This window comes from Arthrobacter sp. CDRTa11, from assembly GCF_026427775.1.
Taxonomy (GTDB): domain Bacteria; phylum Actinomycetota; class Actinomycetes; order Actinomycetales; family Micrococcaceae; genus Arthrobacter.
In genome coordinates this window covers 3,009,149-3,022,178 of the sequence record NZ_CP044532.1, presented here as the reverse complement: position 1 = coordinate 3,022,178, position 13,030 = coordinate 3,009,149, and the positions used below count along the sequence as shown (strand labels likewise).

The window sequence follows — 13,030 nt, the reverse complement described above, 5'->3', positions numbered from 1 at the left end:
CGCACCTGCCCCGCCCGCTTCTTCAGGCGTTGCGGGTTTCTACAATGCCGGCGCTGCCGTCGACCGTGACCAGCTGGCCGGTGCGGAGGAGTTGGGTTGCGTTGCCGGTTCCTACTACTGCAGGGATGCCGTATTCGCGGGCGACGAGGGAAGCATGGGCTGCGAGGTTGCCGCCGTCCGTGACCACGGCAGCAGCCTGGGCAAAGAGCGGGGTCCACGCGGGTGCCGTGGCCTTCGCCACCAGGACCTCACCGGGCTGAAACAGGGCAAATTCCTCCGGACCGTCCACCACGCGCACCCTTCCTTTCGCGCGTCCCGGACTTGCCGGATGGCCCGGCAGCGCCCCGGCGGGCACCCGCCTGGCAGTGCGAGCGCTGTTGGCTACCCTGTCGAAGGTGTTGCCGATCAGCGGCGGGAGCTTGCCCAGCCACAGCGGTGCCACCAGCTTCCTGTGGCGCAGCCATTCTTCGCGCCGGCGTTCCACGACCTTTTGCTGTGGGGGTGTGTCGGGACGCAGTGCGTGTTTTGTCAGGAAAAAGACGTCCTCCGGCGTATCGATGATTCCGCGAGCGCAAAGATCGCCGCCGATCCCCAGGGCTGAACGCCGCAGGAGGGGCCAGCCAAGGGTGAAGTCACGGCTCTGCTCCTCGCGCAGCAGGGCATAGTGCTGGGCAACGCCGAGGAGCCTGTCGAACCTGTTCAGCAGCCGGGATCCTTTGAGCGCAGCGCGGCAGGCCGCTTCAGCTTCCCGACGGCGGACCGCGGCGGCCATGGCAGCCGCCGACGGAGCGCCGGCGGCGCTGCCGTTGCCTCGCATCAGGGAAACCCGGTCAGGTTCCTCCCCGGCCGTCTTGTGGTACCAGTCCAGGCTGTACACGGCGTGCGGGACGTTATCAGGCAACGTGGGGGAGAGCCCTGCCAGGAGCACCTGATAGCCGTTGGTTTGCCAGTTCCCGGAGTCTCCGTCGGCGCCCGTGAGTTTGGCGAGATGGCGGCGCCAGAATCTGGCGAGGACCAGCTCCATCTTCCAGGCCGCACCCCCGGTGGCGGCAAAATACCAGAGGTATTCGCCGGCTGCCCGGGCCACCTGCTCCACGGTCTCTTTGAGCTCCTCCACGGTGGCCTGGCCCGCACCGGCGCCGGAGAGTGACCGGTAGGCGGGGAGGCAGGTGGTTCGCCATTCCTCTTCGAGGTCCCGCAGCACCGATCTGTCGGCGCCCCGGGGGTCGAACATGGGCCGGACCACCAGGTTGAAGAAGAACGGCAGAGACCGCGGCCTGCCTCCGAAGAGCAGGTGGGGCAGCGCCCGCGGCGTTGGCGGCGCAACGTAGTACCAGCCATTGACTAGGCAGTGCCCCATCGGGACTGTGACGCCCACCGCTCTCTCCACAGCCCCGTTGTAGGCAGCGTCGATGCCGGGAATCACCCAGTCCATAAACAACGGAGTGACGGGTTCGGGCAACCATTCGCCTAGCCGGAAGTTCCTCAGCCAGGCCCCTTTCCCCGGCGGATCCCAGGCTACGGGATCGGGCAATGCCGTCATGGGACGGGCCTGCAGGATGAACACCGCGCCGCCATGGTCCACCGCCCACTCGACGTCCTGGGGGCAGCCAAAATGCGTGGCGACCTTTGCGGCCGCGGCGGCCACCGCCGTCGCGCTTTCCAGCGAAAGGACACCTCCGGCTCCGCGGGTCAGGGCCGGCTGGCCGGCGCGGACTGTCCATTCCTCGCCCGTCTCCACGCCCGAAACCAGGCCCTCGGCGAGGCCGGGAACAGCAGAGATGACGGTTTCGTCGCGGGCGCCGGTGAGGGGGTTGGCGGTGAAAGCAACACCGGCGGCGGCCGGATCCACCATCTGCTGCACCAAGACTGCCATTCCGGTCGCGGCTGTGTTATCCCGCGAACCTGAGGGAACAGCGGTCTGGTAAGCCCGCACCCGGCCAGCTTCAGCGGAGGCGAAGCACCTGCTGACAGCATCCTCAAGACCGCCGGCGGGCACCCGAAGGTAACTTTCGTACATTCCGGCGAATGACGCCCCGGGAAGGTCTTCCGCGACGGCCGAGGAACGAACGGCAAAAGGTCCGGGTCCGGTGGCAGCAGCCGCTGCCTGCAGTCTGTCCCCGGGCCCGTTTCCCGCGTCAGCGTCACTCTCCAGCGCAGCCCTTGTCACCACAAATCCCGGAGGGACCGGAAATCCGGCGGAGGCCAATGCTGACAAGGCTGCCGCTTTTCCGCCAACGGACTCCCTCGTCAGTGCCGTGGACTGCCCCAGGCGGGGAAACGGGATATCTTCGCTCACGGGAGTCACCGGTCCTGATGGGAGGCAGTGTTTGGGAAGCAGTGTTTAGGAGGCAGTATTGCGGCCTTCAGTCTAGTTGCGGCGCATGGTGGGGGACAGGGCGCAGGGGCGGCGGGCGTGCCCTCATCCGGTGGCCTGCGTGCGCTAAAGTAGTTCTATGCGTGCGATCCTTCTGCTTAGCTAGCCGCCCGGCGTCCGGACAGAAACGGATTGCCGCGCGGCAGCCCCTCCATGGAGAGGGGCTTTTGTGTGTCCGGGCCTGTTCCGGGCCGGCGGCAGGAGGATCAGACAGTTATGGCAGCACCGATGCCGTGACAGAACAGAAGAGGGCAGCAGTGGGCGTTCAGCCGGAAACAGAGACCGGAACAGCAGCAGTGACGGCGGAAGGACCCGACGAGGGTGCCTACAGCTTTGCCGCCATGGAGGCCAAATGGCCGCAGGTGTGGGAGGACCTCAAGGTCTTCACGCCCGTCGACGACGGTTCACGGGAGCGCCGCTATGTGCTGGACATGTTCCCCTACCCCTCAGGTGACCTTCACATGGGCCACGCCGAGGCCTTCGCCATGGGTGATGTGGTTGCCCGCTACCTGCGCCAACAGGGTTATGACGTGCTGCACCCCATCGGCTGGGACTCCTTCGGCCTCCCGGCCGAGAACGCGGCCATCAAGCGCAATGCGCACCCCAGCGAGTGGACCTACGCCAACATTGAAACGCAGGCGGCGTCCTTCAAGCGGTACGCCATCTCCGCTGACTGGTCCCGACGGCTGCACACGTCCGATCCCGGGTACTACCGCTGGACGCAGTGGCTGTTCAAGCGCTTTTACGAGCGCGGGCTGGCCTACCGCAAGGACTCTCCGGTCAACTGGTGCCCCAAGGACCAGACCGTGCTGGCCAACGAACAGGTGGTCAACGGCGCCTGCGAACGCTGCGGAACGCCAGTCACCAAGAAGTCCCTGAACCAGTGGTACTTCAAGATCACCGACTATGCCGACCGCCTCCTGGATGACATGGACGAGCTCCGCGGCCACTGGCCCGAGCGTGTGCTGGCCATGCAGAAAAACTGGATCGGCCGGTCCGAAGGCGCCCACGTCACCTTTGTCATCGAGGCCGACGGTGGCAAGCCCGCCAAGGACGTCACCGTCTTCACAACACGCCCGGACACCCTGTACGGTGCCACCTTCTTTGTGGTTGCCGCGGACGCTCCGCTCGCCGTCGAGCTGGTCACGGAGGAGCACTCAGCCGCCCTGGAGGCGTACCGCGAGCAGGTCAAGGCGCTCACCGAGATTGAACGCCAGTCCACCGAGCGGGAGAAGACAGGCGTCTTCACCGGCCGCTACGCCATCAACCCGCTCAACGGCGAGAAGCTGCAGGTCTGGGCTGCCGACTACGTCCTGGCCGATTACGGCACGGGTGCCATCATGGCAGTCCCGGCCCATGACCAGCGGGACCTCGACTTCGCCAGGACGTTCGGCCTTCCGGTCCGGGCTGTCCTGGACACCGGCGAGGAAGACCCCGCCGTCTCCGGCAAGGCGACCGCCGGGGAAGGAACCCTGATCAACTCCGGCGCCCTTGACGGCCTGCCGAAGGCTGAGGCCATCCCCGCCGCCATTGACATCCTGGAAAAGCAGGGCACGGGCGAAAAGTTTGTCAACTTCCGCCTCCGCGACTGGCTGCTCAGCCGCCAGCGGTTCTGGGGCACGCCCATCCCCATCATCCACTGCGCAGAGTGCGGGGAAGTCCCGGTGCCGGACGAACAGCTGCCCGTCACCCTGCCCGACAACCTGCGCGGCGAGGACCTTTCCCCGAAGGGCACCTCTCCTCTGGCCGCGGCCGAAGCCTGGGTCAATGTGGACTGCCCCAATTGCCATGGTCCAGCCAAGCGCGACACGGACACCATGGACACGTTCGTTGACTCCTCCTGGTACTTCCTGCGCTTTGTTTCGCCGGACTACACCGAAGGACCCTTTGATCCCGCGAAGATCAATGACTGGATGCCTGTGGGGCAGTACGTGGGCGGCGTGGAGCACGCCATCCTGCACCTGCTCTACGCACGGTTCTTCACCAAAGTCATCCACGACCTTGGCATGATCGACGCCGATGAGCCGTTCAGTGCGCTGCTCAACCAAGGGCAGGTCCTCAACGGCGGCAAGGCCATGAGCAAGTCCCTGGGGAACGGCGTGGACCTCGGCGAGCAGCTGGACAAGTACGGCGTGGATGCCGTGCGCCTGACCATGATCTTCGCTTCCCCGCCCGAAGACGACGTGGACTGGGCGGACGTTTCGCCGTCGGGTTCTGCGAAGTTCCTGGCCCGCGCCTGGCGCCTGGCGCAGGACGTGGCCAGCGATCCGGGCGTGGACGTTACAGCCGGTGACCGGGCCTTGAGGTCCGTGACCCACCGCGTCATTGCCGATGCAGCCGATCTGCTGGACAACAACAAGTTCAACGTTGTGGTGGCCAAGCTGATGGAGCTGGTTAACGCCACCCGAAAGGCGATCGATTCCGGTGCCGGGGCAACAGATCCTGCCGTTCGTGAGGCAGCTGAAGCAGTCGCGGTCATCCTGAGCCTCTTCGCCCCTTACACGGCAGAGGACATGTGGAACGCCCTGGGCCACCCGGCCTCTGTGGCTAACGCCGGCTGGCCTTCCCACGACGAATCGTTGCTGGTACAGGACACGGTCACCGCCGTCGTCCAGGTGCAGGGGAAAGTCAGGGACCGCCTGGAGGTGTCCCCGGACATCACTGAGGAGCGGCTGCGCGAGCTGGCGCTGGGCTCGGAAAACGTCCAGCGGGCACTTGACGGCCGCGGCATCCGCACCGTGATCGTGCGCGCCCCTAAACTGGTGAACATCGTCCCGGCCTAGCCGGTCCCGGCCGCCGGATCCGTCCGGCGGCCGGCCATGACTCCAGGAGGCACCCTTGCCAGACCGTGATGCCGCCGCCTGGACCTGGCTCCGCGCCCGCCTCGGGGCCCTTCGTCCCGTACCCCGGCCAGAGACTGACGCCGCGCCGTCCCCCGGCGGCGGTACTGCTGTGGTCACCGATTCGGCAGCGGCGCTTCCCGCAGAATGGGTAGCGGCCTTCTCCGGCGACGGGCGGCTCACCGTGATCCCCATGCCCGTGATGGTGGGCGAGGAAATCTATGGTGAGGGCGAGGACGACATCACCGAAACCATCTCGCTGGCGCTGGCCACAGGCAAGTCGGTCAAGACCTCCCGCCCGTCTCCGGGGCAATTTGAGCAGGCGTTCGTGGCCGCTGAACGCCGGGGTTACCAGGCTGTCGTCTCACTCCATATCTCGGGCGGGTTGTCCGGGACCGCTGACGCGGCCAGGCTGGCCGCGGGCAGGGTTGGAATCCCCGTGGAGGTTATTGATTCCGGCACAGTGGGGATGGCCCAGGGCATGGGCGTGCAGGCCGCAGTGCTCGCCGCTGCCGAGGGGCAGGATGCCGCGGCAGTCAGGGCGCTGGCGGAGGAGCAGCTGGCACGGACCAAGGTGTATTTCTATGTTCCCAGCCTTGAGCAGCTGCGCCGCGGCGGAAGGATCGGGGCGGCGGCGTCCCTCCTGGGAACCATGCTTGCCATCAAGCCCATTCTCGCCGTCGAAGACGGAAAAATCGTGCCATTGGAAAAGGTCCGTTCAGCGGCCAGGGCCGTCGCCCGGCTCGAGGAGATAGCGGCGGCCGATGCTGCTTCCCGCCCCGACGGCCAGGTGCGCCTCGCCGTCCATCACTTCGGCAATCCGGCGGAAGCAGAAGGGCTGGCTGCCAGGCTGGCCGCCGCGCTGCCCAACATCCCGCCCGCACAGATCAGTTCACTGCCGGCAGTTCTCGCGGCGCACGCGGGGCTGGGGGTCCTTGCGGTGATCGTGGGGGAGACTGGCCCGCTGGCCCAGCCTGAAGACCTGCCCGGGCTTTCCCCGTAGTTCCCGCTTTCCACCTCGTTCCCGCTGTCCACATAGCGTCAGCCTGGCCTGTTGCCGGCGCGTCCGGTTCCCTAGCGTGGGGCCTATGTCACGCCGGGATGCTGGAACAACAGCGGGTCAGGGGGCGCGCCACGCCAGGGACCGGCTGCAGTCCACCCTGGGCAGCCGGCCCCGCGGGCTGCTCCTGACAGACGGTGGCCAGGAAATCTTTGAGTACGACGGCGGAGCGGACCTTCCTGCGCAGGAAACCGGCGTCCATGGCTCCGGCTCCGGGCGCCATCCGCCGCGGGATGCAAGGGCAGGGAGCGTGGCCGGGGCGGGCCCCTCCGGGTCAGCGGGCACGGCCCAAAGGGGTCCCGCCCTCAGGTGGCGGCTCGGAGCCCGCGTGGCTCTGCTCATCTGCATCGCCGCAGTACTGGCCGGCGCCTGGTTCTGGTGGCAGGTCTCCCAGGGAGAGCCCCACGTGATTCCACTCAGTGACGTCAGCGCTGCCGGGAGTCCACCGGGCGCCCCGGGCGGGACGACGGATAAGCCGCCCGAGGGTGATGTGCCTGCCGGTCCAGGCGCCGGGGATCCCTCAGCCGGGATCCTCATTGTCCATGTCGCTGGGGCCGTCGCCAGCCCAGGGGTGGTGCAGTTGCCTTCTGGGAGCCGGGTACACGAGGCGCTTGCGGCGGCGGGCGGCGGTACCTCAGCCGCTGACCTGAATCGGCTCAACCTGGCTGCGCTTCTGGCGGACGGGCAGAAGGTCTATGTTCCGCTGCCCGGCGAACCCCTGCCTTCTGATTCCTCCGGCATCGCCGCGGGGCCGTCGGCAGGCGGTGCTGGCAGCGGCGGGGCTGCCTCCGGACCCGGTGGCACAACGAACCTGAACACCGCCGGCATCGAAGAACTCGATGCGCTGCCCAAGGTGGGACCGGTCCTGGCCCAGCGCATCGTGGACTGGCGGAAGGAGCATGGACCATTCAAAACCGTTGAGGAACTCGATGCCGTGGACGGCGTGGGGCCCAAGATGCTCGAAACACTGCTTCCCCTCGTGAGCGTCTAGTGCGCGCCGGTGAAGGAACGGCCGGTGGCTAGCCGAAGCCCGTGGAGCCGGTACATCGAATCGGCCGTGCGGGTCCGGGATACTCCTGGAACAGCGGAATCTCCGGGCCGGCAAGCTACGGAGTCCCCGGCTTCCCGGCGGCATCGGGCCGCGATTTCCGTGCCCGCTGGGCTGGACGAACGTTTACGTGGAAAGCTGCGCGGCCGGGATCGCCGCGAGGCAGCGGCTGAGGCGCCACGGCGCCGCACGGACGTGAGGCTTGGGCTTCCTGCGCTGCTGGTCTGGTGTGCGGCCCTCGCTGGCGCCTGGCTGTCACCGGAGGCGCTGATGATCCTGTGCGGGGTCCTCGTGTGCGTGGGCGGCCTGCTGTTCGCAGCGGCGGCCCGGGGGAGGGCCGCAGCCAGCGCTGACCGGGGCGGTGGTGCAGCTTGGCCAGTCCGGATCTTTGCCGGCCACCGGCGGCCTTCAGTCGTCCCGCTCGTCCCGCGGAGCTTTCTGCTGACCACCTCAATCGCCCTGGTACTTTGCGCCGCCGCCGCCGCTCATTCAGCCGTCGCATCATCCCAACGCAACAACGGAGCCCTTGCTGACGCCATAGCGGCCGGCAGCTCGGCGGTTGCCGTCCTCGAAGTGTCCGGCTCCCCACGTGCCCTTGTCCCGGACGGTTCCTCCGGGTTGCTGGGCCGGTGGAGCGTGCCGGCCATGACTGTTGAAATCACCACCGGCGGCCACGTGATCCGCACCCGGGCGGAGCTTGTTGCCATGGGCGGGGACGCCTGGGGAAGCCTGGTACCCGGCCAGGTCGTCAGGACTACCGGCAAGCTGAAGGCCGCCGACGCGGGCCAGCCCGAGGCCGGGATGCTCGCTGCGTCCTCGGCTCCCGCGGCCCTCTCCGCTGGTCCTGGCTGGCAGGAAGGTGCCAAGGACCTGCGCAGCCGCTATGTTTCAGCGTCCTCCTTCCTGTCGGCCGATGCCCGCGGACTCCTGCCCGGCATGGTCACAGGAGACACCAGTGCCCTGGATGAGGGGCTGAATGCCGCCATGAAAACCGTGGGGATGACTCATCTGACCGCGGTCAGCGGTGCCAACTGCAGCCTGGTGCTGGGTGCCCTCCTGTTGGCGGCCAGGAGCCTGCGGCTGCCGCGGCTTCCCGCGGCGGCTCTTGCCCTGTCCGGGCTTGCCCTGTTTGTAGTGATGGTGGGTCCTGATGCCAGTGTCCTGCGTGCAGCGCTGATGGGCTCGATCGCCCTGGCATCCTTGGCAGGCGGGCGCTCCGGCCGTGGCCTGAGTTTCCTTTGCCTGGCCGTCATCGGCCTTCTCCTGTTTGATCCGGGGCTGGGTACCAGCTTCGGGTTCCTGCTGTCGGTGCTGGCCACGCTGGGCATCATTGTCCTCGGGCAGCGCATGGTGGACTGGACGCCGGCGGTCATTCCACGATGGGTGGCGGCCGCCGTCGCGGTGCCGCTGTCCGCGCAGCTACTGTGCGGTCCGGTGATCGTGCTCCTTCAGCCCCAATTCTCCACGTACTCCCTGCTGGCGAATGTGCTGGCCTCGCCATTGGTGGCGCCCGTAACGCTGCTGGGTACGGCAGCGGTGCCGCTCGTGGTCCTGGCCCCTTGGGCGGCCACGGTGCTGATCGCGGTCGCCGGCACCTTCGGTGCCGGCGTCGCGTGGACCGCCAGGTTCACTGCTGCCCTGCCCGGGGCCTCGCTGGCGTGGCCCGAGGGAGTCTTTGGGCTTCTGACGATGGTGTTGCTGTCCGCGCTTAGTGTGGGCGTCGTGTGGATGGTCGTCCGGCCCCGGCACGTGCTGCAGATGGTGAGGGTGCTCCATGGCCGCACGGAGCACTTGCTTGAGCTGATTGAGAGCCGTGGCCACCGTAGCCGCCATTATGGGGTTGTAAAGCGACTTGCGGCCCCGAGCCCTCGCGCCGGTCCAGCACCACACTGCCATGTGACGGGATGTAGCCCCGGTCGGAGTGGTGCTGCATGCAGCCCAAAATGACTCATGGGCATGCCTTACCGGTCCCGCACCAAGGAGACGGCCACAAGTGAGGAGCGTGCAGAATGCCTACGACTGGTACCGGCAATCTGCGGACCGCAGTGGTACCGTCTCGTTCAACAATCTCCTCGTCATGTCAGTCAAGCAGGGACAGCAGTGGATGGTTGATGAGACCGACCTCGAAGCTGCGCTTGCCAGCCACCGGCGCGAAGAAACCGGAACCCGAGCACGTACTCGAGGTTCCCGACGATCGCGACGAATCTCGAGGGCCGTGACTAACAGCCGGAACACGCCGAGTGTCCGCCGCCGCACGACGCCCGGGGCGCGGGTGCGACGGGGGCCGGGCATGCCTCCACGCTGGCCGCCCCGGCTCTGCCACCCGGTCCTGCGACACCCGAACGCCCGGGGCCCGAACGTGCGAGGCACGTCAGGCCCCGAACCAGCGGGCGCGTCGCACCGCGCCGAACTCCGCCTTCTCAGCGGCGTACGCCGGCGACGGCCCCAGGAGCGGCGCGGTCGGCCCGCCGTCAGCGTGGAAGTCGACGTCGACGCGACCGACGTCGCCGTGGCCGAACTCCAGATAGCAGAGCCCGGTGCCCCCGGATGCAAGTCCGCCGGCGCCTCGGATGCTGCGAACGATGCCGTCCGCGACGACGTGGGCCGCGCTCTCGGCGAAGGTGCCGGCCTTTGGGATCCCGGTCTCGGCGCAGTCGCCGATCGCGTACACCCCGGCGTACGGCGTCTGCAGCGTCACGCGGTCGACCGCGACCCAGCCGTCCTGCGTCAGGCCCGCCTCGACGAGCACGTCGGGCACCTTGTGGGTCGGGATGCCGATGAACAAGTCGTACGGCTCGTCGTGGTCCTTGAATTGCGCGACCTGCGCGTCGGGGTCGATCCCGTGGATCCGGTGGCGTTTCGTGTACGCGATCCCACGCTCGGCCATCGCGCGTTCCAGCGCGGCCGATGTCTGGGGCGAGACCGGGATGGGCGAAGGCTGCGGACTGACAATGTGAAGGTCGCTGCCCTCGCGTATGCCGCGTGCGACGAGCCGGTCGTGGAGCAGCAGGATCGCCTCGTATGGAGCCGGCGGGCACTTGAACGGGATGGAGAGCACGGCCAGCATCACCCGGCCGCCGCGGAATGCCGCCAGTTCGTCGCGCAGCCGCTCGGCGCCTGCGACCGTGTAGTACTCGAACCCTCCGTCGGCGAAGCCGGGTGTCGCGGGGATATCGTAGTCGGCACCGAGGGCGACGACGATGATGTCGGGATCGTAAACCGCAGCATCGGTGACGACGTGCCGCGTCCCCGGGTCGATCGCGAGCACCCGCTCCTGGCGGAATTCCACACCCGGAGTGCTGATCTCGCGGTACGGGATCCGCACTTGTTCCGCGTTCTGCTGCCCGAAGAGGACCTCCAGCTTGGAGAAGCCAAACACGAACGCGTCGTGCTGGTCAAAGAGGGTGACGTCGACCTCGCCGGCAAGGCGCTCCGACAGTGTGCTCGCGAGTTCCAACCCTCCGAAGCCGGCGCCGAGGATCATGACGGTTGTTGTCATGCACCTCATCTTGCGCCTTGGACGGTCTGGCGTCCATGCCCGATGGATGATGCCCGTCGGGGCTCGATACTCTGCGGCGTTGAGGTCCCTGATCTTCAGAACGCGTTCGATCTGCGGGATTAGTCGCTCGAGGAGTCGGAAGTTGCCGCGGGTGGCTGCAAGTTCAAGCCCTTGCTGCTGATTTCAGGGACCGTGCCCGATCATTTCGATGCGGTCGGCTCCATTCCGCGCTCCGTTTTGGGCACGGAGGCGTTCGCCCGTGCGTGCGGTTGCAGCGATGATCGCGTGGTCGGTGAGAATGTCGTTGATGGTTTTGGCGATGGTTTCCGGGAGCGAATTTGCGGGGAGGGCGCGGCCGAGCCTGTTGCGTTCGATGGTGTGGCCGATCAGAGGTTGGTCGGATGAAGAGTTCAACGGCAGCACCAGCAGGGGGATGCCGTGGGCGAGGGCTTTGAGGGTCGTCGAGTGTCCACCGTGGCCGATAACGAGGTCGGCGTGGGGCATGATCTGCGCGTGGGGGATGCGCCCGCGGAGCTCCACATTGGCTGGAAGTGTCGTCTGATCGATTTGTACAGGCACTCCGCCGGTGGTCACTATTGCCCGCACTGCTGATCTGCCATTTGCACGTTGGCCCAGGGCGGTGATGATCCTCTGGTACACGTCGTCCTGGTTCTTCTGCCAGGCGGTGCTGAGGCTGACCAGGACGAGCGGCGGGCTCCCGGGGGCGCGTGGGGCGGGGGGACTTGCCTGCTCGGTTGTGCCGATCCAGTCGAACGCGATCCGGCAGCTTCCTCTCCCGGCTGGATCTATGTCCCGGTCGGTGGGCAGGAGTCGCGCGGCGCACCGCTCAAGGAGAGCCATGGGGCCAAGCCCAAACGGCCGGAGCAGCGCGTTCAGGGCAGGGTTGCCCATGCCCTGCTCCCAGAACTTCCCGAGCGAATGGAACAGCACAACGGTCGGGGTCCCGGTGTTGAGGGCTTCCCGCAGCGAAGTGAGCATGACGCCGTCGACGACGATGACGTCGGCACGTTGGCTGGTAAGCAGGAAGCGCACCTCCCGGGTCGTCCTTCGCCCGAGCGCCATCCGCATCAGCGCAGGCCCATGGCCGAACTTCCCTGTAGGCAGCGTGACGTCCATCTGAGCCAAGGCGGGCAACTCCACCGTCGTCACATCTGCGGGAGCGGAGTGCTGGGGGCGGGCACGCACGCCGACAATGGTGACGTGATGGCCGCGACGCGCGAGCTCTCCGGCGATCGCGAAAGTTGGCGGGAGGTTCCCCCCAATGTCACCGCTGAGGAACAGTACGTCCAGCGGCCCGTGACGAGATCGCTGATGGTCGGTCATGACGGGATGGGCACGATCAGCATTCTCAGGCTCATGAACCCATTATCACCGCGTCCACCCCGGGCTGACAGGAACTTCTTCCCCTTGACTGCCCGGCACAGGTTCGCGACTTGACGCGGCGATAGTCCAAACGCTGTACTTTCATCTGGGGGTGGCAAAATTCTGGGAGCCGGGGCATGTCCTGACCGGTGACATTGGCCGGGCGCACTTATTCCGCCGGTCGCCCCGATTCTGGCCTGCCAGGACCTCCCGCGAACCGGCCACCAGGCCAACCTTTGAAAGGCTCCACATGCGTCTCCCTGTTATGTATTCGTTCACGGCGGCAACAGCCGTTGCCGCCGCACTCATCGTCAGCGGATGTTCCATTGCCGCACCAACTCCGGCGCCCGACCCCACAACCGAAACCTCGTCCTCCGCCGCGCCTGCACCTGCTGGCGCCAACCTTGCCGACGCCGTATCGGGATGCGGACTTGACGGCGCCGACGGAGTAGAGCTGACCGCGGACAGGACAAAGCTTTCCATCGACACCAAGGGTCCCCGGGAAACCTCCGGAGCAGCGATGACCGATGTTCAATGCGTGCTGGGCGCCCTGGAGGTCCCGAAAGACATCACGTCGATGATGAAGCTCACCACCTCCACGGCAGAACCCACCGACGCTGAGTGGGAAAATCTGGGCTTCGCCTGGAACTACAGCCCGGAAAATCATTTCCGGCTTGCCATCGTCCAAGTCTGAGTATCCCGCGAAGGCGCTTCCGGAACCGGATGGGGCGAAACACGGCGTCTAGGGCCTGCCTGGAACAGAGCCGTTAGGGGCCCAGCCGGGCACAGCGGCCGCTTGGTGCCAGGGGTCCGCCGTGGCAGG

Annotated in this window: 8 protein-coding genes and 1 pseudogene; 5 read left to right on the top strand and 4 right to left on the bottom strand. The window is 67.1% G+C overall.

Annotation, left to right across the window (positions count from 1 at the left end; genetic code table 11):
• Nucleotides 1-22: 22 nt before the first annotated feature.
• Complete coding sequence (locus F8G81_RS13550) at nt 23-2,299, bottom strand: PEP/pyruvate-binding domain-containing protein (RefSeq protein ID WP_267275248.1); 2,277 nt, start codon at nt 2,297-2,299, stop codon at nt 23-25.
• 335 nt (nt 2,300-2,634) lie between these two features.
• Between F8G81_RS13550 and leuS the strand changes: the two genes are divergently transcribed.
• The 4 genes from leuS (at nt 2,635) to F8G81_RS13530 (ending at nt 9,272) form a co-directional block, all read left to right on the top strand.
• Entirely contained in the window at nt 2,635-5,160 is a 2,526-nt protein-coding gene (gene leuS, locus F8G81_RS13545; RefSeq protein ID WP_267279215.1) for a leucine--tRNA ligase, read from the top strand.
• A 55-nt stretch (nt 5,161-5,215) separates the two neighbouring features.
• Complete coding sequence (locus F8G81_RS13540; RefSeq protein WP_267275247.1) at nt 5,216-6,220, top strand: DegV family protein; 1,005 nt, start codon at nt 5,216-5,218, stop codon at nt 6,218-6,220.
• Between the two features lie 85 nt (nt 6,221-6,305).
• Entirely contained in the window at nt 6,306-7,268 is a 963-nt protein-coding gene (locus F8G81_RS13535) for a ComEA family DNA-binding protein (RefSeq protein ID WP_267275246.1), read from the top strand.
• Nucleotides 7,269-7,292: 24 nt separating this feature from the next.
• Nucleotides 7,293-9,272: a ComEC/Rec2 family competence protein gene (locus tag F8G81_RS13530; RefSeq protein ID WP_267275245.1), complete on the top strand. Its 1,980-nt coding sequence runs from the start codon at nt 7,293-7,295 to the stop codon at nt 9,270-9,272.
• 424 nt (nt 9,273-9,696) lie between these two features.
• On the opposite strand, the gene F8G81_RS13525 is transcribed toward F8G81_RS13530, so the two are convergent.
• The 3 genes and pseudogenes from F8G81_RS13525 to F8G81_RS13520 all read right to left on the bottom strand — a co-directional run bounded on the left by F8G81_RS13525 (nt 9,697) and on the right by F8G81_RS13520 (nt 12,168).
• Nucleotides 9,697-10,824 carry an NAD(P)/FAD-dependent oxidoreductase gene (locus tag F8G81_RS13525; RefSeq protein WP_267275244.1) on the bottom strand — a complete coding sequence of 376 codons (1,128 nt, stop codon included), beginning with the start codon at nt 10,822-10,824 and terminating at the stop codon, nt 9,697-9,699.
• Nucleotides 10,825-10,902: 78 nt separating this feature from the next.
• Nucleotides 10,903-10,977 (bottom strand): annotated as a pseudogene (locus F8G81_RS23595) (ATP-binding protein); the annotation flags it as partial.
• Nucleotides 10,978-11,007: 30 nt separating this feature from the next.
• A complete protein-coding gene (locus tag F8G81_RS13520; RefSeq protein WP_267275243.1) occupies nt 11,008-12,168 on the bottom strand; it encodes a glycosyltransferase in 1,161 nt (386 codons plus the stop codon).
• 289 nt (nt 12,169-12,457) lie between these two features.
• On the opposite strand from F8G81_RS13520, the gene F8G81_RS13515 reads away from it, so the two are divergent.
• Nucleotides 12,458-12,901: a hypothetical protein gene (locus tag F8G81_RS13515; protein ID WP_267275242.1), complete on the top strand. Its 444-nt coding sequence runs from the start codon at nt 12,458-12,460 to the stop codon at nt 12,899-12,901.
• Nucleotides 12,902-13,030: the final 129 nt, after the last annotated feature.

Coding starts and splice junctions, on each gene's coding strand:
- F8G81_RS13535 (WP_267275246.1), top strand. CDS start 6,306: ATGTCACGCCGGGATGCTGGAACAACAGCGGGTCAGGGGGCGCGCCAC.
- F8G81_RS13525 (WP_267275244.1), bottom strand. CDS start 10,824: ATGACAACAACCGTCATGATCCTCGGCGCCGGCTTCGGAGGGTTGGAA.
- F8G81_RS13520 (WP_267275243.1), bottom strand. CDS start 12,168: ATGACCGACCATCAGCGATCTCGTCACGGGCCGCTGGACGTACTGTTC.
- F8G81_RS13515 (WP_267275242.1), top strand. CDS start 12,458: ATGCGTCTCCCTGTTATGTATTCGTTCACGGCGGCAACAGCCGTTGCC.